At 32.8% G+C, this 26,036-nt stretch carries 27 protein-coding genes; 12 read left to right on the top strand and 15 right to left on the bottom strand.

Features of this window, described 5'->3' with window-relative positions:
- The first annotated feature begins 16 nt into the window (after window positions 1-16).
- Window positions 17-571, top strand: a complete 555-nt coding sequence (locus ABD859_RS00915) for a hypothetical protein (RefSeq protein WP_345138962.1) — start codon at window positions 17-19, stop codon at window positions 569-571.
- A gap of 72 nt (window positions 572-643) precedes the next feature.
- Here ABD859_RS00915 and ABD859_RS00910 read toward each other — a convergent pair whose 3' ends face one another.
- The 8 genes from ABD859_RS00910 to menD form a co-directional block, all read right to left on the bottom strand.
- On the bottom strand, window positions 644-1,696 hold the full coding sequence (locus tag ABD859_RS00910) for an o-succinylbenzoate synthase (RefSeq protein WP_345138959.1): 1,053 nt from the start codon (window positions 1,694-1,696) through the stop codon (window positions 644-646).
- Window positions 1,697-1,791: 95 nt separating this feature from the next.
- Complete coding sequence (locus ABD859_RS00905; RefSeq protein ID WP_345138956.1) at window positions 1,792-2,994, bottom strand: tetratricopeptide repeat protein; 1,203 nt, start codon at window positions 2,992-2,994, stop codon at window positions 1,792-1,794.
- A gap of 170 nt (window positions 2,995-3,164) precedes the next feature.
- A complete protein-coding gene (locus tag ABD859_RS00900) occupies window positions 3,165-3,842 on the bottom strand; it encodes a metal-dependent hydrolase (RefSeq protein ID WP_345138954.1) in 678 nt (225 codons plus the stop codon).
- Between the two features lie 30 nt (window positions 3,843-3,872).
- Window positions 3,873-4,835, bottom strand: a complete 963-nt coding sequence (gene menA / locus ABD859_RS00895; protein ID WP_345138951.1) for a 1,4-dihydroxy-2-naphthoate octaprenyltransferase — start codon at window positions 4,833-4,835, stop codon at window positions 3,873-3,875.
- Window positions 4,836-4,937: 102 nt separating this feature from the next.
- Window positions 4,938-5,771, bottom strand: a complete 834-nt coding sequence (locus tag ABD859_RS00890) for a 1,4-dihydroxy-2-naphthoyl-CoA synthase (protein ID WP_345138949.1) — start codon at window positions 5,769-5,771, stop codon at window positions 4,938-4,940.
- Between the two features lie 803 nt (window positions 5,772-6,574).
- Complete coding sequence (locus ABD859_RS00885) at window positions 6,575-7,432, bottom strand: CvfB family protein (protein WP_345138947.1); 858 nt, start codon at window positions 7,430-7,432, stop codon at window positions 6,575-6,577.
- 137 nt (window positions 7,433-7,569) lie between these two features.
- Window positions 7,570-7,911, bottom strand: coding sequence for a DUF2853 family protein (locus ABD859_RS00880; protein WP_345138945.1), 342 nt, complete (start codon window positions 7,909-7,911; stop codon window positions 7,570-7,572).
- A 92-nt stretch (window positions 7,912-8,003) separates the two neighbouring features.
- Window positions 8,004-9,668 (bottom strand): 2-succinyl-5-enolpyruvyl-6-hydroxy-3-cyclohexene-1-carboxylic-acid synthase, encoded by a 1,665-nt coding sequence (gene menD / locus ABD859_RS00875; protein WP_345138943.1) that lies wholly within the window; start codon window positions 9,666-9,668, stop codon window positions 8,004-8,006.
- A 178-nt stretch (window positions 9,669-9,846) separates the two neighbouring features.
- Between menD and ABD859_RS00870 the strand changes: the two genes are divergently transcribed.
- Together ABD859_RS00870 and ABD859_RS00865 are read left to right on the top strand one after the other, a co-directional pair.
- The gene (locus ABD859_RS00870) at window positions 9,847-11,022 is read left to right on the top strand and encodes a thioredoxin family protein (protein ID WP_345138941.1); all 1,176 of its coding nucleotides are present in this window, start codon (window positions 9,847-9,849) and stop codon (window positions 11,020-11,022) included.
- Between the two features lie 53 nt (window positions 11,023-11,075).
- Window positions 11,076-11,573: a GNAT family N-acetyltransferase gene (locus ABD859_RS00865; RefSeq protein WP_345138939.1), complete on the top strand. Its 498-nt coding sequence runs from the start codon at window positions 11,076-11,078 to the stop codon at window positions 11,571-11,573.
- 90 nt (window positions 11,574-11,663) lie between these two features.
- Here the strand turns inward: ABD859_RS00865 and ABD859_RS00860 are convergent, their stop codons facing one another.
- From ABD859_RS00860 to ABD859_RS00840, 5 genes are all read right to left on the bottom strand, one after another.
- The gene (locus ABD859_RS00860) at window positions 11,664-12,506 is read right to left on the bottom strand and encodes a DUF2911 domain-containing protein (protein ID WP_345138936.1); all 843 of its coding nucleotides are present in this window, start codon (window positions 12,504-12,506) and stop codon (window positions 11,664-11,666) included.
- Between the two features lie 70 nt (window positions 12,507-12,576).
- Window positions 12,577-13,239, bottom strand: coding sequence for an HAD family hydrolase (locus ABD859_RS00855; protein WP_345138933.1), 663 nt, complete (start codon window positions 13,237-13,239; stop codon window positions 12,577-12,579).
- Between the two features lie 86 nt (window positions 13,240-13,325).
- Window positions 13,326-14,060 (bottom strand): tRNA threonylcarbamoyladenosine dehydratase, encoded by a 735-nt coding sequence (locus tag ABD859_RS00850; RefSeq protein ID WP_345138930.1) that lies wholly within the window; start codon window positions 14,058-14,060, stop codon window positions 13,326-13,328.
- A 39-nt stretch (window positions 14,061-14,099) separates the two neighbouring features.
- Window positions 14,100-14,756 (bottom strand): TatD family hydrolase, encoded by a 657-nt coding sequence (locus tag ABD859_RS00845; RefSeq protein WP_345138928.1) that lies wholly within the window; start codon window positions 14,754-14,756, stop codon window positions 14,100-14,102.
- Window positions 14,756-15,355 carry a DUF1684 domain-containing protein gene (locus tag ABD859_RS00840; protein ID WP_345138925.1) on the bottom strand — a complete coding sequence of 200 codons (600 nt, stop codon included), beginning with the start codon at window positions 15,353-15,355 and terminating at the stop codon, window positions 14,756-14,758. Before ABD859_RS00840 ends, ABD859_RS00845 begins: the two co-directional genes overlap by 1 nt.
- Before the next feature lie 97 nt (window positions 15,356-15,452).
- On the opposite strand from ABD859_RS00840, the gene ABD859_RS00835 reads away from it, so the two are divergent.
- The 7 genes from ABD859_RS00835 to ABD859_RS00805 all read left to right on the top strand — a co-directional run bounded on the left by ABD859_RS00835 (window position 15,453) and on the right by ABD859_RS00805 (window position 22,215).
- Window positions 15,453-16,670 (top strand): MDR family MFS transporter, encoded by a 1,218-nt coding sequence (locus ABD859_RS00835; RefSeq protein ID WP_345139983.1) that lies wholly within the window; start codon window positions 15,453-15,455, stop codon window positions 16,668-16,670.
- A gap of 167 nt (window positions 16,671-16,837) precedes the next feature.
- Window positions 16,838-17,206, top strand: coding sequence for a BlaI/MecI/CopY family transcriptional regulator (locus ABD859_RS00830; RefSeq protein WP_071638058.1), 369 nt, complete (start codon window positions 16,838-16,840; stop codon window positions 17,204-17,206).
- Window positions 17,207-17,212: 6 nt separating this feature from the next.
- Window positions 17,213-18,868 (top strand): M56 family metallopeptidase, encoded by a 1,656-nt coding sequence (locus tag ABD859_RS00825; protein WP_345138921.1) that lies wholly within the window; start codon window positions 17,213-17,215, stop codon window positions 18,866-18,868.
- A gap of 27 nt (window positions 18,869-18,895) precedes the next feature.
- Window positions 18,896-19,261 (top strand): BlaI/MecI/CopY family transcriptional regulator, encoded by a 366-nt coding sequence (locus ABD859_RS00820; RefSeq protein ID WP_345138919.1) that lies wholly within the window; start codon window positions 18,896-18,898, stop codon window positions 19,259-19,261.
- A gap of 12 nt (window positions 19,262-19,273) precedes the next feature.
- The gene (locus ABD859_RS00815) at window positions 19,274-21,079 is read left to right on the top strand and encodes a M56 family metallopeptidase (protein ID WP_345138917.1); all 1,806 of its coding nucleotides are present in this window, start codon (window positions 19,274-19,276) and stop codon (window positions 21,077-21,079) included.
- A gap of 82 nt (window positions 21,080-21,161) precedes the next feature.
- The gene (locus tag ABD859_RS00810; RefSeq protein ID WP_057117877.1) at window positions 21,162-21,305 is read left to right on the top strand and encodes a hypothetical protein; all 144 of its coding nucleotides are present in this window, start codon (window positions 21,162-21,164) and stop codon (window positions 21,303-21,305) included.
- A 64-nt stretch (window positions 21,306-21,369) separates the two neighbouring features.
- Window positions 21,370-22,215, top strand: coding sequence for an EamA family transporter (locus tag ABD859_RS00805; RefSeq protein ID WP_345138914.1), 846 nt, complete (start codon window positions 21,370-21,372; stop codon window positions 22,213-22,215).
- Between the two features lie 62 nt (window positions 22,216-22,277).
- Here ABD859_RS00805 and ABD859_RS00800 read toward each other — a convergent pair whose 3' ends face one another.
- The gene (locus tag ABD859_RS00800) at window positions 22,278-22,832 is read right to left on the bottom strand and encodes a fasciclin domain-containing protein (RefSeq protein WP_345138911.1); all 555 of its coding nucleotides are present in this window, start codon (window positions 22,830-22,832) and stop codon (window positions 22,278-22,280) included.
- Between the two features lie 201 nt (window positions 22,833-23,033).
- On the opposite strand from ABD859_RS00800, the gene ABD859_RS00795 reads away from it, so the two are divergent.
- Together ABD859_RS00795 and ABD859_RS00790 are read left to right on the top strand one after the other, a co-directional pair.
- Window positions 23,034-23,567 (top strand): ExbD/TolR family protein, encoded by a 534-nt coding sequence (locus ABD859_RS00795; RefSeq protein ID WP_345138909.1) that lies wholly within the window; start codon window positions 23,034-23,036, stop codon window positions 23,565-23,567.
- 11 nt (window positions 23,568-23,578) lie between these two features.
- A complete protein-coding gene (locus tag ABD859_RS00790) occupies window positions 23,579-24,109 on the top strand; it encodes an ExbD/TolR family protein (protein ID WP_345138907.1) in 531 nt (176 codons plus the stop codon).
- 100 nt (window positions 24,110-24,209) lie between these two features.
- Here the strand turns inward: ABD859_RS00790 and rpsA are convergent, their stop codons facing one another.
- On the bottom strand, window positions 24,210-25,988 hold the full coding sequence (gene rpsA / locus ABD859_RS00785; RefSeq protein WP_229355991.1) for a 30S ribosomal protein S1: 1,779 nt from the start codon (window positions 25,986-25,988) through the stop codon (window positions 24,210-24,212).
- Window positions 25,989-26,036 lie beyond the last annotated feature (48 nt).

Here is a 26,036-nt window from a genome sequence, read left to right as displayed (position 1 = left end):
TTAAAAATATACGATCATGAATTTACCATGTATTTTAATACCAATAGTAGTAGGGATAATCTGCGGAATTTTAGGCTACCTGCTTGGAAAATTGAATTCAAAAGGAGATGATTCACTTACTGCTTCACTGCAGGCCGATTTAGATGCCTGCAAAGCAAATACAAAGAATTTGAACACTAAAATATCTTTGCTTGAAAAAGATCTAGAAGCCGCTCATGCGAAAGTTTCTGCTTCTGTTTCTAAATCGTTTGTCGCTTCTGAACCTGTTATTGTATTTGACAGCACACTGGCAGAAAATGTTTTAGGCCGAAAAATAAAACAAGATGATTTAAAAATTGTGGAAGGAATAGGTCCAAAAATTGAAGCGCTTTTTAACGAAGCCGGAATTAAAAGCTGGAAAGATCTTTCTGAAGCTTCTACAGAAAAACTACAATCAATTTTAGATGCCGGCGGTGAAAATTATGCCATTCACAATCCGAGTACCTGGCCAAAACAAGCTCTGTTTGCTTATGAAGGAAAATGGCAGGAATTAAAAGAGTGGCAGGAAAATCTTTTGGGAGGAAAGGAATGAGAAGAAGTGACAGAGTTACAAAGTGACAAAGATTTAAAGCTTTTTTTGCTGCTTTGCCACTTTGTAACTCTGTTACTTTGTCACTAAATTAGTTATTTCAGAATCCCATTTCAGAGATGTATTGTACCATAATTGTCCTTTTGAAACTTCGAGCGGACAGTCAAAATTATTGGTATAAAGGGCTCCGGTTCCCAAGCCTTGAGGCATATTAGAATTCAGGGTATATGTCCATTGTGCAATGGCATTTAAACCAACATTGCTTTCTAATGCCGATGTAATCCACCAGCCAATATCGTATTTTTCGGCTAATGTAATCCATTCTTGTGTTCCTCTAAAACCGCCTATAAAACTTGGTTTTAAAATGATATATTGAGGCTGAATTTGCTGAAGCAGTTTTTCTTTTTCTTCGAATGAATAAATGCCGATTAACTCTTCATCTAATGCGATTGGAAATGGCGTGATTTTACACAAATCAGCCATTGCCTGAATATTACCTTTTTTAATAGGCTGTTCGATGCTATGCAGCTGAAATTGATTTAACTGACTGAGTTTATTTAAAGCTTCATTTACAGCAAAAGCACCGTTTGCATCTACGCGTATTTCGATTTCATCTGCTGAAAAATGCTCGCGTATAAAAGCCAATAATTCGAGTTCTTTTTGAAAATCGATTGCTCCAATTTTTAGTTTAATACAGCTAAAACCTGCCGCTAATTTATCTTCAATTTGCTCTTTCATGAATGCAGGTTCTCCCATCCAAACCAAACCGTTAATTTCTATTGATTTTGATCCGGAAGTAAAATCAGATGGAAAAAGCAAATAAGGATTTTCGCTTTTGAGAGATAAAAAAGCCATTTCAATACCAAACTGAATTGATGGAAATTCTAGTAAAGATTCCCAAAGCACTTTTTCTCCTAAATGAATGTTTTCGCAGGTCCAGCGCAATCTTTCTTCATAATCATCCCGATCATCAGCGCTTAAACCACGCAGAATACCACACTCTCCTATTCCCGTTTTTCCGTTTTCTTCTAAAACAATAAACCAGGTTTCTTTTTCGGTCATAATGCCTCGTGACGTTCCTGACGGACGTTTAAACTCAAGCATATATTGATGATATGAAGCTGTCATATTTTTGTTTTTAAACCATATAAGTCATATAAGTTTATTTAATATTTTGCGTTAGCAGTTTAAAATAAACTTATATGACTTATATGGTAAATATTTTAATTATATAATTTTAAAACTTTTTCAAAGTCTTTTGAAGGCAGGCCTGCTTTTTCGAAAACTGCAAAATCAGATTTTGTTTTTTCTTTCCAGCTTATGTTATCTGTAACATTTTGATCCTGATATTTTTTATAGATTGCTTTGGCATCGCTGTAATTATTGCTTACTAAATAAACGTGGGCTAAATTTAGTTTTATAAGCAACTCTGTATCGTCAAATTTTTCACCTTCCTGCAAAAACTTAAGGGCTTTTGCATATTGTTTCGTTAAAATATAGCAGTAACCAATTGAATTATAATCTAATGCTGTGGCTTTTCCGTCGTTGATAATTGTGCTTGATTTTTGGATTGCCTCGTTGTATTTTTGCTGCTTTATTAAACCAGAAACCTGATTTCTTAAATCGTTATAAACGTTTTTAGAAATATCGGCATCTTTATAACAAGCGTTCCCAAAATCTTTGTACACTTTTGTTTTTTCTACGGCAAGCAGTTTGTCAAATTCTGAATAACGATATTGTTTCATTATTTTTTCAAGAATACAAACACAAAAATCATCAGAATTGGCCATTTTTTGTGCCATTGTCGATGTTTTGCAAAGACTGATGATTTCATTTTTGTTATCCTGATTCCAGCCTCGATTGAGTTTTACGTTAACCCAAGGGACGACTTCTAAAACTACTTTCTGGCTCAAAAACCAGTTTTTACTTTCAAATCCAAACCAAATTGTGGTCGTGTTTTCTTTTAAGCACGAATTTTTTCCTAACGAAATACGTTTTGCATCCTTACTAACAGGTTCTCCCTGAGAATAGCAGGCTTTGTCTATTTTTCCGTCGGTTACGTATTTTTTAGCGTTTTCGTTTGAAGTAAAAAGCGAATACGTACATTGATCATCTCCGGAAATATTAGACATTAAAAAAACAGCTCCGGCAGAACCTTGCCCTATACCGTACGGATCTGGAATTGATTTTAAAAGAGAAACCAGACTATTGGCCATTTGCTGATTTTTGTCAAGAAGCGTGATTCTGTAAACAATTTCAGTTGTTCCTACTGGCAGATCTTCTGTTTTTACTACAATACGGTCTCCGGCAGAAACCAGAATTTCTTTTGTTGTAGCACGTTCTTTATCCCAATAGCCGTCTTTTTGAGCAAAAGAGCTGTATGTTGAAGTAATTAAAAGAAGTAAAAATATTCTTTTGAAATTCATATTTGATTTATTTTTCGAATTCAAATGGACTCATAAAAAATTGTGCCAAAAAATATTCTTTTGAAACCGAATGCCCTAGCCCCGATAGAAGCGACATCCTTTTATGGTGGGGTTCACCATAAAAGATATAGCGGATAGCGGGATTAGCTCCTTATTTCTATTATTATAAATTATAATTCTATGGATTCTCCAATACCTAAGAGCATCAAATCTTTTCCTTTATCAAAGAATTTACGAATAGATTCTTCGTGGTTGATTTCGATGTAACCAAAAGTATCGAAATGGTAACCAAGAATTTTATCGCATTCTACAAAATCAGAAGCGATAATAGCGTCTTCTACATCCATTGTAAAATTGTTTCCAATTGGCAGAATTGCTAAATCTAATTTTGTTCGCAGCGGAATCAATTTCATGTCATAAGTCAACGCAGTATCTCCGGCGATGTAAATGTTTTTGTGTTCGCCTTCAATAACAAAACCTCCGGGATTTCCTCCGTAAGTACCGTCAGGAAAAGAGCTCGAGTGTATTGCATTTACATATTTTACTTTTCCAAAATCAAATTTCCAGCTTCCACCGTGATTCATTGGGTGCGCATTAAAGCCTTTTTTAGCGTAATAGCTTGTAATTTCAGCATTTGAAACAATAACTGCATTTGTGTTTTTTGCAATTGTTTCAACATCTAAAACGTGATCGCTGTGTGCGTGAGTTAATAAAATATAATCTGCTTTTAATGTGTTTATGTCGATGGCTGCTGCCTGTGGATTTCCTGAAATAAAAGGATCAACGATAATATGTTTTCCTCCAACTTCAATCGCTAATGAAGCGTGTCCGTAGAATGTTATTTTCATTTTTTCAAATTTTAAAATTGAACTTGATTTTTATCTTCCGCCCATGAAAAGATTAACAAAAATGTCTGCGATTAAAGAAATCATACATACTGTTAATAATATAGAAAGCAAGAATGTGCTTAGTGCCAGTTTTTTTAATTCTGGATCTAATAACTTAGGATTTTGGTTTTTATAAACCGTGATTAAATGTTTTGTTAATGGAATGTAAGCCAATAAAAACAAATACTGATCTAAACGATAATCGCTTAAAATAGCAAATACAACTACTAAAACCATTGCCGTAACAATTAAAAAGTAGTGATAGTTTTTTGCTTTTGCGCCGCCCATTTGCACCACAATTGTGTTTTTGCCTGATTTTCTGTCTGATTCTTCGTCGCGCATATTGTTTAGGTTTAAAACACCAACGCTTAATAATCCTATTGAAACTGCCGGAAGTATTAATAATGGATCTACTTCTTTAGCATATAAAAAATTAACTCCTAGAGTGCTTACAAGACCAAAGAATATAAAAACGAACAAATCGCCAAATCCTTTATATCCGTAAGCTGAGTTTCCAACCGTATAGCGGATTGCCGAAATAATAGCTGCGATTCCAAGTAAAAGGAAAAATATCGAATATCCGAAATTGTCTTTTCCAAAAGCAAAATAAATCAGGGTTATTGCTGCTAATAAAGTCAATACAGAAGTAATAATGATTGCTTTTTTCATGGCTTGCGGCGTAATAATCCCGCTTTGAATAGCACGCTTTGGTCCTACTCTGTCGGCATTATCAGTACCTTTTACACCATCGCCGTAATCATTGGCAAAATTTGATAAAACCTGTAATCCCAATGTTGTTAAAAGCGCAAAACCAAAAATTTTCCAGCTAAAAACTTCTGTTGGTGTATTAATGGTTTCTGTAGGGTTTGAAAGTGCATAAATACTTCCAACTATAATTCCGGAAACTGATAAAGGCAATGTGCGCAGTCTTGCGGCTTCAATCCAATGTTTCATATTTTAATTTTAGATTTTAGAATAGAGATTTTAGATTATTTTCTGACTTGAAAAATTATAGATTGAAAAATCTACAATCTGAAATCAGAAATCTAAAATTATTTACGGCAGCCATTTGTTTTCACCGAAATTTGGTTTTCTTTTTTCTAAAAAGGCATTTCTTCCTTCTTTTGCTTCTTCGGTCATGTAGGCTAAGCGTGTTGCTTCGCCGGCAAAAACCTGTTGTCCTACCATTCCGTCGTCTGTTAAGTTCATGGCGAATTTCAGTATTTTAATAGAAGTTGGTGATTTTTGAAGAATTTCCTGCGCCCATTCGTATGCAGTTGCTTCTAATTCGTCATGCGGAATTACGGCATTTACCATTCCCATTTCAAAAGCTTCCTGAGCAGAATAGTTTCTTCCTAAAAAGAAAATTTCACGAGCTTTTTTCTGTCCAACCATTTTAGCCAGATAAGCAGATCCGTAACCACCGTCAAAACTGGTAACATCAGCATCTGTCTGCTTAAAAATAGCGTGTTCTTTACTTGCAAGAGTCATATCGCATACTACATGAAGGCTGTGTCCGCCACCTACTGCCCATCCCGGAACTACGGCAATAACTACTTTTGGCATAAAACGAATTAATCGCTGTACTTCTAAAATATTTAAACGGTGTTGCCCGTCATCACCTACGTATCCTTGGTGTCCGCGAGCGTTTTGATCACCGCCGCTGCAAAATGAGTAAACTCCGTCTTTAGTTGAAGGACCTTCTGCAGAAAGCAAAACTACTCCAATAGAAGTGTCTTCCTGTGCATCGTAAAAAGCCTGGTATAATTCTGAAGTTGTTTTTGGTCTGAACGCATTTCTAACATTTGGTCTGTTAAAAGCAATTCTGGCAACTCCATTACATTTTTTATAGGTTATATCTTCAAATTCTCTGGCAGTAATCCAATCCATTTCTATTTGTTTTATTTTAAAAAATTATAGTGTAAAAATAAAGCATTTTTTACATTTTACCCTATTGATTTTTGTTTTAGTCAGCATTAATAATACTTTCAATGTTAACAATTAGATAATGCAGCCAAAAAATAACACTTTTTAACATTAGTTTTAAAAAATAATGAGTAATTTTACACCCTAGAAATCAACGAGATACGAGTTGTTTTGTTGATATAAGATTGATTTTCTTTCACTGATTTATTAACCTAAAAAATGATTTTTTTGAGAAAATTTAAAAAATTTGTCGCTCATTTTTTTACGGTTTTAATTAGTAAACCTGTTAATAATGGGCAAATGATTTATTCGTTTGTTGAAACTTCAAAAAGGAGAAAGTAGCACCTAAGGTTAAACGCTAGAATTGTTTTGTAATTAGTATCAAATTGATTACGAAAGAGGAATAAATGCTAACTAAAACTTTCTAAAAGTTATTTTATTAAACCAAATGGATTAGCCGTGAAATTAAATTTTTGATTTTAAAATGAACGTTTTAATCGTTTAAAGACATACCATTTCAGAGTAATTTCAAAAATTCGTAAAGCTATTACTTTTGAGATGAATTCGAATTTATTTTATTTCTGTTTTTTTTTAATTACAATTTTTTTTAAAACTAGAATAAAAAGGGAAAGGCTGCTTGTAATGAGCAGCCTTTCTTGTTATGTGGATTTTAAAATTCCAAAAGGTAAAATTTCCAAATTCCAAATTCCAATTTATCCTTAATACATTGGAATTTGGAATTTATATTTTTGAATTTTATTTGGGATTTAATTTTCTTTTACAAGATAAATTCCATCTTCTTTAATTTCAATGAGTTTTTCCTTGTATAAAGCTCCAACTGCTTTTTTAAAAGTCTTTTTACTCATTTTTAAAACCGTTTTAATGTCTTCAGGATGTGAATTATCGTTTAAGCGTAAAAAACCTCTGTTTGCTCTTAATTCATTTAAAATCTTTTCGGCATTTGGTTCAATGCCTTGATATCCTTGAGCTTGCAAAGCAACATCAATTTTATTATCAGGACGAATATTTTTGATATATCCGCGCATTCTGTCGCCGGTTCTTATCGAATCATCGTAAACTTCATCTTTGTATAAAAGACCTTTATGCTGTTCGTTTATAATTACATTAATCCCTAAATCAGTAATATGCGAAACAATTAAATCAACTTCTTCACCTTTTTCAACGGTGAGCTGATCATTGCTCAAAAACTGATTTGTTTTACTGGAAGCAACTAAACGATTTGTCTGTTTATCTAAGTATAAATATACCAAATAGCGTTTTCCTTTTTCCATAGGTCTTGCCTGCTCTTTAAACGGAACAAGAATGTCTTTTTCCATTCCCCAGTCCATAAAAGCACCAACCTGATTAATGTAGTTTACCCTTAAAAGAGCAAATTCATTTAAAAAGATATAAGGTTCAAGGGTTGTAGCAACGGGACGCTGTTCGTGATCTAAATAAACAAAAACAACAAGTTCTTCGCCTATTTCAAACTCTTTTGGAACGTATTTATTTGGTAATAAAACATCGTGAATTCCATCTGGATCAATTTCAGGATTTCCCAAAAATAAACCAACTTTGGTATCACGTAATATAGTAAGTGTATTGTATTTTCCTATTTCAAGCATTATATTAAGTTTCTAAGCCTTATAGCGGCTAAGTTTCTAAGGTGCAAATGTACGAAGTTTGAAATGGTAATAGGGAAATGTTTAAAATTAAATCTTATAAAAAGAAAAAAGCGTCAAAATTTGACGCTTTGAGTTTTTTATTTGTAAACACTTTCTTTTTTAAAATGTATGGTCAATAAATAATAAATAACGACTCTGTATTTATGTTTATTTGACTTTCCGTACTTTTCTAAAACCGCATGAATAGCTTCATCTAATGCCGGAGTATCTGCTAAGCCTAATTTTTTAATTAGAAAATTATTTTTAACAGTGTGAATTTCTGAATCTTGATTTCCTGCTACTGTAGAGGCGTCAGCATTATAAATTGACGGCCCGCAGCCAATAGTTACTTTTGTCAGCAAATCCATGTTTGGAGTCACGCCGCATTTTTCTTTTAATTCAGCTTCATACTTCTTGATTAATTCTTCTCTCTTGCTCATAATAAATTAAATATTGGTTATATTAATGCAGTCAAATCTAAATAATATTAGAAATGAAAACAAATTTTTAACAATATTTAACTTACAATATATTACACAAGCTCTTTAAAGTATTGTTTTAAAATAACATCATTTTCCTGCGTTGGCGTAAATACTTCTAAAATTGCAGGAGCATCGTTTGCATTGTAAAGCTGTTTCAGATTTTCATTTAAAGAAGATAAATCACTTGCTTTAAAATAATTAAACTGATACATCTTAGCCAAATGTTCGGCTGTTAAATGATGTGAAGTTTCAAAGTAAGTATTAAAGACTGGTTTTTCCTGATGTCCGGGCAAAATTCTGAAAATACCGCCGCCGCCATTATTTATTATAATGATTTTGAAGTTTTTAGGAATATAAGAGTTCCACAGCGCATTGCTGTCGTATAAAAAGCTGATATCGCCGGTTATAAAAACCGTTTGTTTATTACTTGCTGTGGCCGCACCTACTGCTGTAGATGTACTTCCGTCAATACCGCTTGTACCTCTGTTGCAATATACTTCAATCGAAGGATCAATATCTATTAACTGTGCGTATCGTATAGCAGAACTATTGCTGATTTGAAGCTGGCTGTTTTTAGGAAGTGATTCTATTACTTTTTCGAATACTTTAAAATCTGAAAAACCAATTTTTTTAAGGTAATCCTGTTTTCTGATTTTTCTTAAGTTGTAAACTTCTTCAATTTTAGAGAAATAATCACTTTTTGTAAACTCTGTTTTTGAAAGCAGATCTTTAAAGAAATCATTCGGTTCCATTACAAAGTGTTTACTTAAAGCATTAAATGTATCGTAAGCACGTAAGGTATCTATATGCCAATGGTTTGCTGGTTTGTGTTTTCTTAAAAAAGCTTTAATTCGTTTAGAGACAATCATACCTCCAAATGTGATTAAAAGCTCTGGCTGAAAATCATTAAAATCGTCATCATCAAACGGCGTAATTAAGCTGTCTATACTGCTTATAAAACTTGGATTATGAAGATTTGAAGTTGTTTCTGTAAGTACTACAATCGACGGATCTTTGGCAAAATTTTTCAAGATTTCCGCATCAACAGAATTGGCTTCGTTTATACCGCCAATAAGAATAAGCTTTCTTTTGGCTTTATTCCAAATTGAAATAATTTCGTCTTCGTTCTCTATAATTTTTGTTTCCGGATTTTCTACCAGATTTGTAATCTTGGGCTGTACAGAAAGTTCTGAAACGGTTTCGTACAATGGCTCTTCAAACGGAGCATTAATATGAACTGGTCCTTTTCTTAAAATAGATTCTTCTATGGCTTTGTTGATTTTTAAATCATTTTCCGCAGAAGCTTCTTCGGCTAAATTGGCATTAAAAACAGAATGATTTAAAAAGACATTTTCCTGACGAATGGTCTGCCCGTCGCCAATATCGATTTTACTCTGCGGACGATCTGCAGAAATTATAATCAAAGGAATTTGACTGTAAAATGCTTCGGCTACAGCCGGATAATAATTTAAAAGTGCTGATCCTGATGTACATACAACCGCTGTTGGTTTTTGAGTCTGCTGTGCAATTCCCAACGCAAAAAAAGCGGCGCAGCGCTCATCGGCAATACTGTAACATTTAAAATTTGGATTTTGCGCAAAACCTATAGTTAAAGGTGCATTTCGCGAACCTGGAGAAATTATAATATTGTGAATTCCTTTTGCTGAACAAATCTCGATAATGCTTTGTGCAAGCGCTATTTTGGGGTAAATCATTCTAAATGGTGTATAATATTTTAAGAAAATTAAGTACTGAAAAATTTTCTTTTGCGATTACAAAGTTACGAACTTCGCGTCTTATTTAACTTATATATTAGGAAGATATTAAGAGTGTTTTTAGAAAAAGAGGATATATTTGTAAAACAGAATTTTCTTTACCTAAATAAGCACTTATATGCGTTTTTTATATTTACTATTTGTTTTTATTTCTATACCCGCCGTACAATCACAAAATCAATTTTCTGTTGATGGAATATCTTATAAAACTGCAATCGAAAATGCAAAAAAGGAAAACAAACCTGTTTTTGTAATGCTATATGCAGATTGGTGTCCGCATTGTAACCAAATGAAAAAAGAAGTTTTCAGCGACCCGAAAGTGATGGATTTTTTGAATAAAAATTATATATGCGTTTGGAAAAATATTGAAAAAGAAGAAGGAATAGCGCTTAAAAATAAGTTTAAAACCACTTCTCTGCCTGCATTTTTGTTTTTAGATTCTAATGAAACGCTTTTATATGCTTTAAAAGGAGAATTGAAAACACCGGAATTTTTAGCCGAAGCAAATTATGCATTAAATCCGAAATTCCAGCTTCCGTATTTAGAAAAAGAGTTTCTGGCAGATCCAAATAACGTTACCAAATTTTTTGCTTATTTAAATACACTAAAAAAAGGAAAAGACAGAACCGAATTGTCGATTCCAACGCATATTTATCTTCAAACACAATCAGATGATCAGTTAATCAGCGAAACCAATTGGCGTGTGATTGCAAATGGCGTTACAGATATTAGTTCGAGGGAATTTCAATATGTTTTAAAACATCAAAAAGAATTTGCTGCCGTAGCTTCGCAAGATCGTATAGATCGTAAGGTAGAAAATATTGTAAATGAATTACTGCGTCCGTTAGTTGATAATCTGGATACGGTAAGCTATTACAAAAAAAGAGAAGTAGCGAAATCTATCAAATTGCAGAAAACAGATTTACTTGTTTTTAAATTCGATTTGACTATGGCTGAACGTACTGAAAAATGGAATTTCTATAAAAAAGTAACTTTTGAAGATACCGAAAAAACAGCCTGGAATGACGCAGGCTTACTGAAAGAAATTGGACAAACGTATTTAAAGCATATTAATGATACCGAAGGCTTAAAAAAATCTATTTCGTGGGTAAAACATTCTTTAGAATTAAATGATTCTTTTGACGGAAACCTGCTTACAGCAAGACTTTACAATAAAATTAAAGATAAAAAATCAGCATTAAAATATGCGAAAGATGCCAAAGCAATTGGCAAAGAAATGGGCTGGAATACAAATGATGTTGATGCTTTACTTGCTGAACTAAATTCAAAATAACTTAAAAACATATTTATTCGTCGTAAATTTGTGATGAATAAATTCAACTAAAAATGAGCGTTATACTTAGACCCGCCGTAACAAGCGATTTAAATAAAATTCTGGAAATTGTTAATCATTCTATTCTTCATACAACTGCAAATTACAGCTATGATGTGCAGACTATTGAAGTGCAGACAAAATGGTTTGAGGATAAAAAGTTTAAAAATCTTCCTATTATTGTGGCCGAGCTTGACGGCGAAGTGGTTGGTTTTGGGAGCTACGGACAGTTTAGAGAAAAAATAGGATACCAATATACGATTGAACATTCTGTTTATGTAGTCGACAATATTATAGGAAAAGGCATTGGATCTAAATTATTAACTGAACTAATTCGTTTGGCAAAAGAGCAAGGTTATCATGTTATGATTGGTGCCATCGATGCGGATAACGCCGGAAGCATTGCTTTTCATGAAAAATTTGGTTTTGCTGCCACAGGAACAATTCGCGAAGTAGGTTACAAATTTGATCATTGGCTTGATTTGGTTTTTATGCAGCTGATCTTAAAATAACAGAAAAAATAAATTCAAAATAAAAAATCCAAATTCCAGCTTTATAAGTATTGGAATTTGGATTTTTTATTATTTAAAAGATTAAAAACTTTATCTGCTCCACTCAGAGATACTGTCTTTATTCATTTTTACGTAATCTTGGTTGTTCGCCGCTTCGGCTGCTGCTAAAGAAGCTTTTGCAGTTTCAATCGCACCTTTTTTATCACCTTGTTTTGCTTGGATTAATGATTTTAATCTGGAAACATAATAAGGCTTTTCTGTACTCATATCTAAAGCTTTATCAACATAAGTTCTTGCAGTTTCAATATTTCCGTTTGAAGAAAATAAATATTGAGCCGATGCAAAATAGTCATTCCATGATGGTCCAGATAATGTTTTCTCGATACTTGCTGTTGCAGTTTTAGCCGTTGGTACTTCAAATTTTAAAGCTACATGAGAGTTTTCCCAAGACATTTCTAAATAAGCAAAATTTGGATCTAAACCATTAATGCCAATTGTAAAAGTTTCAACCGGTGTTGGAAGTGCATTTTCTTTAACCGTTGTTCTTAACACAACATAAGAGTCATTCCAGTTTTCTGGTAATCCCCAGTTGTCTGTAGAAAGGTAAAAAATAACTTCCCAGCTTTCGATTTTAGGAATTGTGTAAATCGCGTATTTTCCTTTTTTCAAAGTTTTACCATCGATTACAACATCATCACTGAAATTGATAATAGTGTTTTCGTTTGCTCCTGTTCTCCAAAGTTTACCAAAAGGAACTAAGTTACCAAAAACGGCTCTTCCTCTGGCTCCTGGTCTTGAATACGTAACTTCAACATCAGTTAAACCAACTGTTTGTTTGATATATGCTTTTGGACTCGCTTGCGGTGTTTTAACCTGAGCTTCAACTGCAAACGGAGCCAAAACAATGGCTAGTGCAATAAGTAGTTTTTTCATTTATGATTTTATTTGTTTTTGTTCAAATTTACGAATTCAATCAGCTTACAAATGTTAAATTTTATATAATTCAGGCTTTAAGCTGTGATATTTTTTCAGCATTTAATTCGCTAAAATTATTGATAATTAAATCGGCCAGAGAAAGATCCTGCATATACGAATGGTCGCTGTTGTAGCCCACGCAGTAAATTCCCGCTGCTTTTGCTGCTTTTACACCGTTTGTGCTGTCTTCAATAATGATGCATTCGTCTTTTGGAGCGATTGATAATGATGCAGCGTGAATAAAAATTGCAGGGTTTGGTTTTGACTGCGGAAAGTCTTCGCCACTTACAATATGCGAAAAATACTGGTGCAGATTAAATCTTGTAAAAACGCGCTCTATAGTAACTTTTGATGCCGATGAAGCCAGAATGAGCTGAATACCGCTGTTGTATAAATCTTTAATTAAATCTTCTACACCTTCTAATAAATATAAATCTTCTTTAGTATCAAAAGCATCATTAAAAAGGTTTCTTTTTCTTTTAATCAAATCTTCAACTTCATGTTCGATAGACGGGAAACTTCCTTTTAAAGCCTGAAACGTATTTCGGGTTGAAAATCCGGTAAATGAAGTATACATTTCTTCTGAAACTTCAATATTCAATTCTGAAAATTGTTTGTAATAAGCATAACGATGAACGGGTTCTGTGTCGACAATTACGCCGTCCATATCAAAAATTACTGTTTTAATCATTTTTTTTAGATTCTGAGGTTCTGAGTGACTAAGGTTCTAAGGTTTTCTTTTGCACTTTTTTAATCATTGATCATAAACTTAGAAGTTTAGTCTCTTTGCTCCTTAGCCTCTTTATTAATTAAATAACGAATAACGGTTTCTGCGGCGTGTAAACCAAATAATCCTGGCATGTAACTGTTTGTTCCGTAGAAAGATTTTTTAAAGTTTTTACCGTCTGTAAGTTTCAGGCTGTTTTCATTTTGAATTTCAGATGAAAACACCACTTTCAGTTTGTTAATTTTTACAGCTTTTAAACGCTTACGAATCGTTTTTGAGAAATAACAATTGATGGTTTTAGAAATATCGGCAACTTTTACTTTAGAAGCCAGCATTTTTCCTCCAGCTCCCATACTGCTTATGATTTTAACTCTTTTGCGTTTTGCAGCGATAATTAAATTGAGCTTTGGAGTAATACTGTCAATACAGTCTAAAACATAATCAAACTCTGAAGAAACGATTTCAAATGCTCTTTCCGGCGATAAAAATTCCTGAACACGAGTCAGATTTAATTCCGGATTTATATCCATTAAACGGTCGCCTACAATTTTAATTTTGGGTTCTCCAACAGTAGAATGCAAAGCTGGCAGCTGTCTGTTAATATTAGTAATATCTACCACATCGCCGTCTACAATTGTCATATTCCCTACTCCGGCTCTTGCTAAAAATTCGGCTGCAAACGATCCAACGCCGCCCAAACCTACTACTAATACATTTGCATTACGCAAATTTTCTAATCCTTCTTTTGTAAATAAAAGCTCAGCTCTTTCTGTCCATTCTGCCATATACTATAACTTTGTTTTTTTAATTGTTTTATTTTAGGTTTAATGATTCCAGTTTTCAAAAACCTCTTTATAATTACTTGAAATAATCTCTTGTAACTCTTTTAAATTTATGTTTTTATATTCTGAAGCTAATTCATAAACCTGCTGAATATTTTCTTCCATTGAATCAGTTTCTAAAAAGAACCGTCCGTTTGGAATATTCTGAAAAACGGTTTTTAAATCAGGATTCTTTAATAGATATTTTCCAAATGAAAGATAAAATCCGTCTTTTAATAACTGTTCTGCAAGCTGTTTATTTTTGGCAAAACCATGGATAATCATAGGTACCGAAATTTTCAGTTTCTTTTTAATTTCGGTTACTTCCTGAAAAGCAGCAACACAGTGAATTACAACAGGTTTTTTATATTTTTCTGCTAATGCTAATTGCTTTTCAAAAACCGGAATCTGCAGTTCTAAGGGAACTTCAATTCGTTTATCAAGACCGCATTCGCCCACAGCCAGACAATTTTTATTTTGAAGTTTATCTTCAACAATTTTCAGTTCGGCATCAATTTGATCTTCTTTAATGTGCCAGGGATGTATTCCGACAGAATAAACCGTAATAGTTTCATCAAATTCCTGCGGATATTGATTTACCAATTCTAATACATTAGACTGATTTGTAAATTGATGTGTATGAAAATTGAAAAACTCCATTAATGAAAGGTTTTTACACCAGCTTTAACTTCAACTTTTAAGTCGTTTTCTAATGGAACCAGCGGACACGAATATTTATGATTATAAGCGCAATACGGATTATATGCCTGATTAAAATCAACTGCAATCGTATTTCCTTTCGGAATTTTTAAATCTATATATCTTCCTCCAATATAACTTTCTTTACCACAGGTTAAATCTGAAAAAGGCAGAAATAAATGGTCTTTATATTCTTTTTGTTTAGAAAGTTCGATATTTCGGTACACATTTAACTGCATTTCTTTACCGTCAAGTGTAAAAAATAAAGTACCGTATTTAATGTATTTTGGAGTTCGTGTTCCAGTAGTTTTCATTTCAAAAGCTTTTTCGTTTTTTGCTTTTTCAAACTTTGCGTTTACAAAAAACTTCTCGTTTATTGGGTAAAAATCTAAAGTTTTAAATGTCTTTAAATCTTCTTCCATTAATGGACTTGTCTTAGCGTCAGCATATTCTGAGTTAATCTGCTTTTGAAACTTTTCAGCTTCACTCTTACTGAATTTCTTTTGGCTGAAGCCGAAATTAAAAGCCAGTAACAAAATTAGGATTACACTTTTCTTCATCTGGAAAATTTTATGCAAAAATAGTTTAAAACTAACAAAGCAACAACCGTTGTACGTGACAAAGTTTCCTAACTTTGTGGCAAATACATCATTTATAATGCTCAAAACTGCTTTTAACCACTACATCAACAATTTTAAAGGATTTACAAGAGAAATTTGGATACTTGCTTTAATTACATTTATAAATCGTGCGGGTACAATGGTATTGCCGTTTTTATCTAAATATTTAAAAGAAGACCTTCATTTTACTTATAATCAGGTTGGGTGGATTATGGTTTCTTTTGGTTTTGGTTCTATGCTGGGTTCTTGGCTGGGCGGTAAACTATCTGATAAAATTGGTTTTTACAAAATCATGATTTTCAGTTTATTTACAAGTGGAATTTCTCTTTTCTTTATACAATATGTAACTACTTTTTGGGGACTTTGCATTGCCATGTTTGTATTAATGGTAATTGCTGATATGTTTCGTCCTGCGATGTTTGTGTCATTAGGCGCTTATGCAAAACCCGAAAACAGAACCCGTGCCTTAACATTGGTACGTCTTGCCGTTAATTTAGGTTTTGCCGCTGGGCCTGCGCTTGGCGGTTTGATAATTATGGGAATGGGATATTCTGGATTATTTTGGGTCGACGGAGCTTCTTGCATACTTTCTATATCTATTTTTGCTCTACTTGTAAAAGAAAAGAAAAAAGTTGAACACGATGATAAAGCGGAAAGTGCGGGAGATACAAAATCAGTTTTTCATGATAAAATTTTCTGGGTTTTCTTGTTTGTAAGTTTTGTAACGGCAATGATTTTCTTTCAGCTTTTTACGACCCTTCCTTTATATCATAATGAAAAGTTTGGTTTAAGTGAATTTCAAACCGGACTTTTAATGACTTTAAACGGACTTTTGATTTTTGCTCTCGAAATGCCTACGGTTGGTTTTATGGAAAGAAAAGCTTTTCCTAAAATCAAAATCATTATTATAGGATCGTTTGTAATGGCATTTAGTTTCGTTTTATTACTTATTAATATTTGGGCAGGAATTCTGGTTATAAGTATGATTTGTATTTCAATAGGCGAAATCCTCACTTTTCCTTTTTCTAATGCATTTGCTTTGAGCCGTGCTCCACGCGGACAGGAAGGTCGTTATATGGCTTTGTACACAATGAGTTTTAGTCTTGCCCATATTGTGAGTTCAAAAGTGGGTTTTGAAATCATATCTGATTTTGGTTATCAAATAAACTGGACTTTTATGGCCTGCATTGGAGTTTTGGCGACTTGTTGCTGTGTATGGATTAAAAAGGCTCTTCTTCTCGAAAAAAGAAAATAATTCTTGTTTTATATTTTAAAATACTAAAATTCAAATCATTAACTTTGATTTTGAATCGATTTTCTATGCTTTTAATTCAGATAAAAACGAAAAATTTAGTTAAATAACTATTTTTATAGTTGCGTAACTAAAAAAATAGTTGTAGGTTTGAATTAAAATTAGAAAACATGCAAAAGTTAACCAACAAAGAAGAAGAGATAATGCAGATTTTATGGAAGCTTAAAAAAGCTTTTGTAAAAGAGATTCAGGCAGAGATAACTGAAGATCAGCCACATTATAATACGCTTTCGACAATTGTTCGAAATCTGGAGGAAAAAGGGTTTGTAGCGCATAATGCTTTTGGAAATACACATCAGTACTATCCAATTGTAACTCTCGAAGCATACAGCAAAAAATACATGAAAACTGCTATTGATAATTATTTCAACAGCTCTTATAAAAATATGGTTTCGTTTTTTGCCAAAGAAGAAAAAATCTCTGCTGCAGAATTACGCGAAATATTAGACATGATCGAAAATCCAAAAGAAGAAAAATAAATCGTTATGGAAGCATTACTTATTTATATCGCAAAATCATCCGGATTAATCGCCCTGTTTTATTGTGCTTATTTCTTTTTACTTAGAAAAGAAACATTTTTTAACAGCAGCAGATGGTTTTTACTTACGGGATTAATTACATCTATAGTGCTTCCGTTAATTGTTTATACTAAAGTGATTTGGATAAATCCTGCTTCTGTATCAAATTTAAATTTTTCTGAAACAAATTTTATTCAAACAGCAGAAAATAAATCTTTTGAAATTAACTGGATTTATTTGGCACTTTTTGTTTACAGCATAGGTTTTACTGCTCTTTTAATAAAATTTGCGATCGATTTTTACAGCTTAAATTCTGTTATAAAAGGAAAAAAAATCCAACAGCAGGCTGATTTTAAATTTATCGACACAAACGAAAACATTGCACCCTTCTCCTATTTTGAATATATCGTATACAACTCATCAATGTATACAGCATCAGAATTAGAAAATATTATTGAACATGAAAAAATACACAGCGATCAAAATCATACTATTGATGTTTTGATTTCGAGAGCATTTTGTATGATTTTTTGGTTCAATCCCATAATATGGCTTTACAGAAAGGCAATTACACAAAATCTGGAATTTATTGCAGATAAGGAAGCCTCTGAAAAAGCAGCCGATAAAAAAGCATATCAGTACACACTTTTAAAAATAACAACACACGAAAATTGTGTTGCCATTACCAATCATTTTTATCAATCATTAATCAAAAAACGAATAGTTATGTTAAACAAAAATCAATCAAAAAAGAAAAATTTGTGGAAATACTGTGTTGTAGTTCCCATGCTTGCCGCTTTTGTATTACTTTTTCAAATTGAAACTATTGCAAAAGAAAAACAGCAGACTGTAAAAGAAATTTCGGAAAAAATTAAATCTGTTGATGTTTATAAAATTAGAAAAACTTCTACAGATGCAGAACTTCAGGAAATTAAAGAGAAATTGAAAAAAAATCACAATGTTGATTGTGAAATTTCAGAAGTAAAACGTAATTCTGAAAATAATTTAACTTCAATAAAAATTGATCTTAAAAACGGAGATCAAACAGCTCAGTCAACACAAACTACAGGAAATAGTACTATTAAAGATTTTGGCGTAATTGTAATTACAAACAGCAATGGTACTAAAAAAGTAGGTATTCAGACTTCTGATGAAGAGAATCACAAAACCGGTGTAAGCAAAAGCACCAGAAAAATAGAAATTAACGAAACTGATGATTCTGACTCTGAAACCAATTCAAAAATAGCTGTAAGCAATAAACTAACCACAAAAACCAATACCAATGTTAACACTAATTCTAGTACTAGTACAAAAAATAATAACGATAGTAATACAAGTATTAGCACTACTGTAATTACTAATGATGATAACACTACAACTACAAAAATAATTACTACAAAAAAAGGTTCAAGTGTTGCTGTTTCAAATGGAACAAAAACAAGCACAAAAAGTTCTCCTATGCTTATTATTGTTGACGGAGAAGAAATGCCTGCCGGTTATGATTATAATGAAATAAGCCCTAATGACATTGAGTCTGTAAATGTTTTTACAGGAAATACTGCTGCAAACAAATACGGAGAAAAAGGAAAAGATGGTGTTATGGTTATTAAAACCCATAAGTAGTCATTTAGTTAATTAAAATCTCTAAGGATGCAAAAACTAACCAACAAAGAAGAAGAAATAATGCATATTTTATGGAAGCTGAAAAAAGCTTTTGTAAAAGAAATTCAGGCAGAAATTACCGAAGATCAACCGCATTATAACACACTTTCGACAATTGTACGCAATCTGGAAGAAAAAGGTTTTGTCGCTCATAACGCTTTTGGAAACACACATCAATATTATCCGGTTGTAACTCTAGAGGCTTACAGTAAAAAGTATATGAATACGGCAATTGATAATTATTTTGACAGTTCGTATAAAAATATGGTTTCTTTTTTTGCTAAAGAAGAAAAAATATCTGCCGATGAATTACGCGAAATTTTAGCAATGATCGAACAACCAACAGTAAACTAATCAAATACCACCATGGAAGCACTTTTCATTTTTATTTTAAAATCAAGCGGACTGCTGGCAACATTTTATTTTGCTTACATTTTTTTATTGCGCAAAGAAACTTTTTTCAACAGCAGCCGATGGTTTCTTCTGGCTGGTTTGATTACTTCTGTTGTATTGCCTTTTGTAGTTTATACTAAAGTAATCTGGGTAAATCCGACACCAGTATCTGCTCCGGCCGTAATAGAAACAATAGCGGTTTCAGACACTGCTGTACCTAATCACTACAACGCAGTTTATGTTCCGCAGCCTGTTGAAGAAGAAAGTTTTGAAATAAACTGGAATATAATCACCATTTTAATTTACAGCATTGGATTCGCCGCTTTTATGATCAAATTTGGTTTAGACTTTTACAGCTTAAATTCTGTTTTAAAAGGCCGAAAAATCCAGCAGCAGGAAGATTTTAAATTTATTGATGTTAATGAAAACATTGCTCCTTTTTCTTATTTCGACTACATTGTATATAATTCATCACTATATACAGCAGCCGAATTAGAAAATATTCTGGAGCATGAAAAAGTGCACAGCGATCAAAAACATACCATCGATGTTTTGATTACAAGAATATTTTGCATTTTATTTTGGTTTAACCCAATAATCTGGCTTTACAAAAAAGCAATTCTTCAAAATCTTGAATTTATTGCTGACAGCGAAGCTTCAAAAAAAATTACTGATAAAAAAGCATATCAGTACACATTATTAAAAATCACAACGCATGATACATGTGTTGCAATCACCAATCATTTTTATCAATCATTAATCAAAAAACGAATTGTCATGTTAAACAAAAATCAATCAAGAAAGAGAAATTACTGGAAATATTACGCAGTAATTCCGGCATTAGGCGCTTTTGTGCTGTTGTTTCAAATAAAAACCATTGCTCAGGAGAAAAAACAGAATACAGCAGTAGTTCAAAAAGATACTGTTAAAGAACTTGTTACCATCACCAAAAATACTACTGACAAGGAATTAGATGATTTAAAAGGAAAACTAAAAACGAATCATAATGTTGATTTTCAGGTTTCTGATGTGAAACGAAATTCTAAAGAAGAATTGACCGGGATACAAATTCAGGTAAAATCAGAATCAGGCAAAAAACAAGTTGTAAGCATGAATGGAAGCAACGGAATTAAGGATTGTACTTTCGCAATTGGAACAGATAATAAAGGAGCTGCGACCATTAGCGTTGAAGGCCTTAAACCGCCAACACCGCCAATTCCTCCTGTAAATGCTGAAAGAGCAGTTGTTGTTCGTAATTTTGATGAAGACGGTATTGCTCCTGTAGCACCTATCGCACCGGCTGCACCAGCTTTTCCAGCAGGACCAATGCCAACACCAGTTGATATGTCAAGAATACCAAAAGCACCAATAGCTCCAAAAAATATTAATGATAAAGCTGCCTGGAGCAAATTTGAAAAGGATATAGCTGAATTTGAAAAAAAGATGCAAGCAATAGAACCAGAACTTTCTGCATACGGAGAAAAAGTCGAAGCAGTTATGGCGGAAAGAGAAGCAATTTTCGAAAAACAAATGGAAAAATACGAAATTGCAATGCAGAAATTCAATATCGACATGGATAAATACAGCAAAGATATTCAGCTAAAATATGGTCCGGATTCAAAAGAGTATCAGCAAAATATGAAGCAGTACGAAAAAGACATGAAACAGTATGATTTTGATATGAAGCAACATGCCAAGGACATGAAACAGTACGAAAAAGATATGAAGCAGCATGAAAAGGACATGAAAGAATGGGAGAAAGAAAACAGAAAATCTTAATAAAATATCTTTCTAAAATCTACAAAAAAGACTTTGCCGACAGCAAAGTCTTTTTTTATATCTTTGAAAAAACAAATCTGTCATGTATAAATTTTTAGCCAAACTAAATAAAATTCTTCTTCCAAGTTTTACCAAACAAGGTTTAGATATTTCAAAAGCCAAAAAATGGCAGATGGCTATTATTGGCTATCGTGCTTACGTTACTAAACGTGCATTAGACAATTAAATCAAATATTTTATACATATACAACAGAAAAACAGTTTAACTGTCTCTCTGTATTATTCCTTTTATGAAAAATAAAGAAATTGCCCTTCCGCCTGTTCCAGCGGTGTTATTGGCTATTATAAGTGTACAATGCGGCGCAGCAATTGCCAAAACTCTTTTTCCTGTAATTGGCGCTGCAGGAACAGCTTCAATACGTATTGGCGTTTCGGCTTTAATTTTATTATTAGCTTACAGACCCAATCTAAAGGAAATTACGCCAGCACAATGGAAAATTGTTATACCATACGGTTTGTCGCTTGGCGCAATGAATTTGATATTTTATCTTGCAATTGAAAGAATTCCAATAGGTTTAGCAGTTACTTTAGAATTTGTAGGGCCATTATTATTAGCCATTGCCGGTTCAAAACGTATAATCGATTACTGCTGGGTATTATTAGCTGCCATAGGGATTTTGTTAATCGCACCGTGGACAAATGACAGACTTGATCCTATTGGAATTTTGTGTGCACTTTTAGCTGGAGCTTTCTGGACAGCATATATTGTTTTAGGGGGGAAAATCTCTAAAATAATGAATGATGGTAAAGCTGTTACAACAGGAATGTTGTTTGCAGCTATTTTAGTCCTGCCTTTTGGTTTTATAGAAAACGGATTAATTAATCTTACACCAAAACTTTTTGGAATGGGTGTTGCACTTGCTCTTTTATCCAGTGCAATTCCGTTTACATTAGAAATGAAAGCTTTAGGACAACTTCCTCCGCGTACTTTTAGTATTTTAATGAGTTTAGAACCCGCAGCTGCTTCTATTTGCGCTTTTATTTTCTTAAGTGAAAATCTAAGTATTTCAGAAATTTTAGCTGTCGTGTGCGTCGTAATAGCTTCCGCAGGAAGCACTTTAACCGCAAAGAAATAAAAAAGTCCTGCTGATAATGCAGGACTTTTTCGTTTTAGACAATCTGTTTTTGGAAATCTTTCTTATTTTTTTGGTAATAATACCGCGTCAACCACATGAATAACTCCATTTGACTGGTTTACATCGGCAATTGTAACTTTAGATTTACTGCCATTTTCATCTGTAATGTATAAATCTTTTCCTTTCATCCAGGCTGTAAGTGTACCACCGCTCACTGTTTTTAAAGTTGCTTTTCCTTTCCCCTCTTTTATAGCAGTCGCTATATCAGATGCATTCATTTTGCCGGCAACGACATGATAGGTCAAGATCGTTTGAAGTGTTTTTTTGTTTTCAGGTTTCAATAATGATTCTACAGTTCCTTTTGGCAGTTTATCAAAAGCTGCATTTGTTGGAGCAAAAACAGTAAACGGACCTGCGCCTTGTAATGTTTCTACTAATCCTGCTGCTTTTACTGCTGCTACAAGCGTTGTATGATCTTTTGAATTAACGGCATTCTCAATAATGTTTTTATTTGGATACATTGCTGCTCCACCAACCATAACTGATTTTTGAGCGTTTGATGTAAATACAAATCCTAAAGCTAAAACTGCAACTGCTAAAAATTTTCTAGTTTTCATAATAAATGTTTTTAAGTTATAAGCTCATTTACGGTGATAAAGATCTTTTGGTTTTAAAATAAATTATTGAAACCCTGATAATAAACTTAAAAAGAGTTAGAATCGTAGTAAAAACTCAGCTTAGCATCATTAAAAATATTTTTTAATAAAGTAATTTTTATTAAATATTTATTATTATTTTTAGAAATAAAACTTTTAATCATGAAAAATTTACCTCAAAAAGTAAGAAGTAGAAAATTAAGTTCTAGAGTGGATTTAACCGCCATGGTCAGCGTTTCTTTTTTGTTAATTATATTTTTTATGGTTGTAGGAGAATTGTCGAAGCCTAAAATTATGGATTTAAGTTTGCCTTATAATGATCCAAAATGGGATAATGTTACTCATTGTGGAATTGGAGTTGACAATCGTTTAATTACTATTTTATTAGATGGCAATAATAAAGTAATTACATATTCAGGACTTTTATATTACCCGATAGAAAGTCCCAAAAAGCTTAATTATGGTCAAAATGGAATTCGTAAAGAACTTGAAAAAAAAAGAAAAAGGATTCTTGAATATTCCGCTTCTATTGGAAGATATAAAAATGGACCTATTGTAATTATTAAACCAAGCAAAAAAAGCAATTTTAAAAACTTAATAGATATTCTGGATGAAATGGCAATTACAAGAATTGATACATATGTTATTGTCCCTGAATTTACTCCAGAAGAAACCAAATTATTAGCTTTAAACTAAATCCTAACCATATGAAAAACCTTCCTCAAAAAGTTCGAAGCAGAAAATTAAACTCCAAAGTTGATTTAACTGCTATGGTTAGCGTTTCTTTCTTGCTGATTATATTTTTTATGGTTGTTGGTGAATTATCAAAACCTAAAGCAATGGATTTTGCTTTACCTGATAAAGATCGTGGTTGTGGCGGCGAACCAACTGGATGCTATATAGGTGATCGCTTTTACACAATATTATTAGGCGATAATGATAAAGTCGTAACATATCGCGGAATTTCTCCAAATTCGTCAAAAGAAAAGAAAGAAAAAAATTACAATAAAAATGGATTTAGAAATGAATTAAATCTTTTTAATAAAAAAACACTTGAATATTATGCTTCTATAGGAAAATCTAATCGTGGTGCAATTGTTTTTATAAAGCCGTCCAGCAAAAGTAATTACGGAAATCTTGTGGTAGCTTTAGAAGAAATGAGAATTGCAAAAATTGATGCATATGCTATTGTAGATGATTTTACTCCAGAAGAACAAAAATTAATTGCTTCAAAATAATTCCATAAGTTTTAAAAAATTACAACAAAAAAAGTCCCACATTTCTGCGGGACTTTCTATTTAGAATCTAAGACGCACTGCTGTGCGTCTCTACTAAGAATTATTTTTTCTCAGTTTTTTCCATTTTAGCTTTTAAAGCAGCTAATACATCATTGTTATCTCCTAAAGTTGCAGCTGGTGCATTTGTAGTAGAGTTAGATGAAGTATTTTCAGTTGCAGCTTTCACGTTTTTCTCTTCTTCTTCTCTGAAGATAGCAGTGTGAGAAGCAACTACTCTTTTGAATTCTTTGTTGAATTCAATTACTTTGAAATCAGCTGTATCACCTTTTTTCAATTTCTTTCCGTCTTCTTTTTCAAGGTGACGAGTAGGAATGAAAGCAACGATATCATCTCCGAATTCTACAGTAGCTCCTTTGTCAACGATTTCAGAAATCTCACCGTTGTGGATAGTTCCTACAGCGAAAGAATCTTCGTATTGATCCCAAGGATTAGCAGTAGTTTGTTTGTGACCTAAAGATAATTTACGTCCTTCAACATCTAATTCTAATACAACTACATCAAGTTTTTCACCAACGTTTACAAACTCAGATGGGTGTTTAATTTTCTTAGTCCAAGATAAGTCAGAGATGTAGATTAATCCATCAATTCCTTCTTCTAATTCTACGAAAATACCAAAGTTTGTAAAGTTTCTAACGATACCTGTATGTTTAGAACCTACTGGGTATTTAGAAGTAATATCAGTCCATGGATCTTGAGTCAATTGTTTGATACCTAATGACATCTTACGATCGTCTCTGTCAAGAGTTAAGATAACTGCTTCAACAACATCACCAACTTTCACGAAGTCCTGAGCAGAACGTAAGTGAGTAGACCATGACATTTCAGAAACGTGGATTAAACCTTCAACACCTTCAGCAACTTCGATGAAAGCACCGTAATCAGCGATTACAACTACTTTACCTTTTACTTTATCACCAACAGTTAAGTTAGCATCTAAAGCATCCCATGGGTGAGCGTTTAATTGTTTCAATCCTAATTGAATTCTTGTTTTCTCATCATCGAAATCAAGGATTACAACGTTTAATTTTTGGTCTAATTCAAGAACTTCACTTGGGTGGTTGATTCTACTCCAAGAAAGGTCAGTAATGTGAATTAATCCGTCAACACCACCTAAGTCAATGAACACACCATAAGAAGTAATGTTTTTAACAACACCTTCTAATACTTGTCCTTTTTGTAATTGACCGATGATCTCTTTTTTCTGTACTTCAATATCAGCCTCGATAAGAGCTTTGTGAGATACAACAACATTTTTGAATTCGTGGTTGATTTTTACCACTTTGAATTCCATCATTTTGTTTACATATACATCGTAGTCTCTAATTGGCTTAACGTCAATTTGAGATCCTGGTAAGAACGCCTCGATACCGAATACGTCAACGATCATACCTCCTTTAGTTCTACATTTAACAAAACCGTTAACGATTTCTCCAGTTTCATTAGCTGCAATAACTCTATCCCAAGATTTGATAGTACGTGCTTTTCTGTGAGATAATACTAATTGACCTGTTTTGTCCTCACGGATGTCAATTAATACTTCAACTTTGTCACCTACTTTTAAGTTTGGGTTGTAACGGAATTCATTTAAAGAAATAACACCTTCAGATTTAGCATTGATATCAACGATAACGTCTCTATCTGTAATTCTAACAACAACTCCTTCAACTACTTCTTCTTGATCTGTAGCGATGAAAGTTTTTGATACTAGTTCTTCAAACTCTTGTAAGTTTTTCTCATCTACTGCATCGATTCCTTCTTGGAAGTTATGCCAGTTAAAATTTGCTAAAAACTCTTCTTGTGATTTTAATTGTTCAGACATGCTGATAAAAAAATTTGTATTCTGCTTTTCTCGAGTTTCTTCATGCGA

Source organism: Flavobacterium ginsengiterrae (genome assembly GCF_039539785.1).
GTDB classification, from domain to species: domain Bacteria; phylum Bacteroidota; class Bacteroidia; order Flavobacteriales; family Flavobacteriaceae; genus Flavobacterium; species Flavobacterium ginsengiterrae.
Note: the sequence above shows the minus strand (reverse complement) of the source record. Positions and strands in the feature narration are given on the sequence as shown.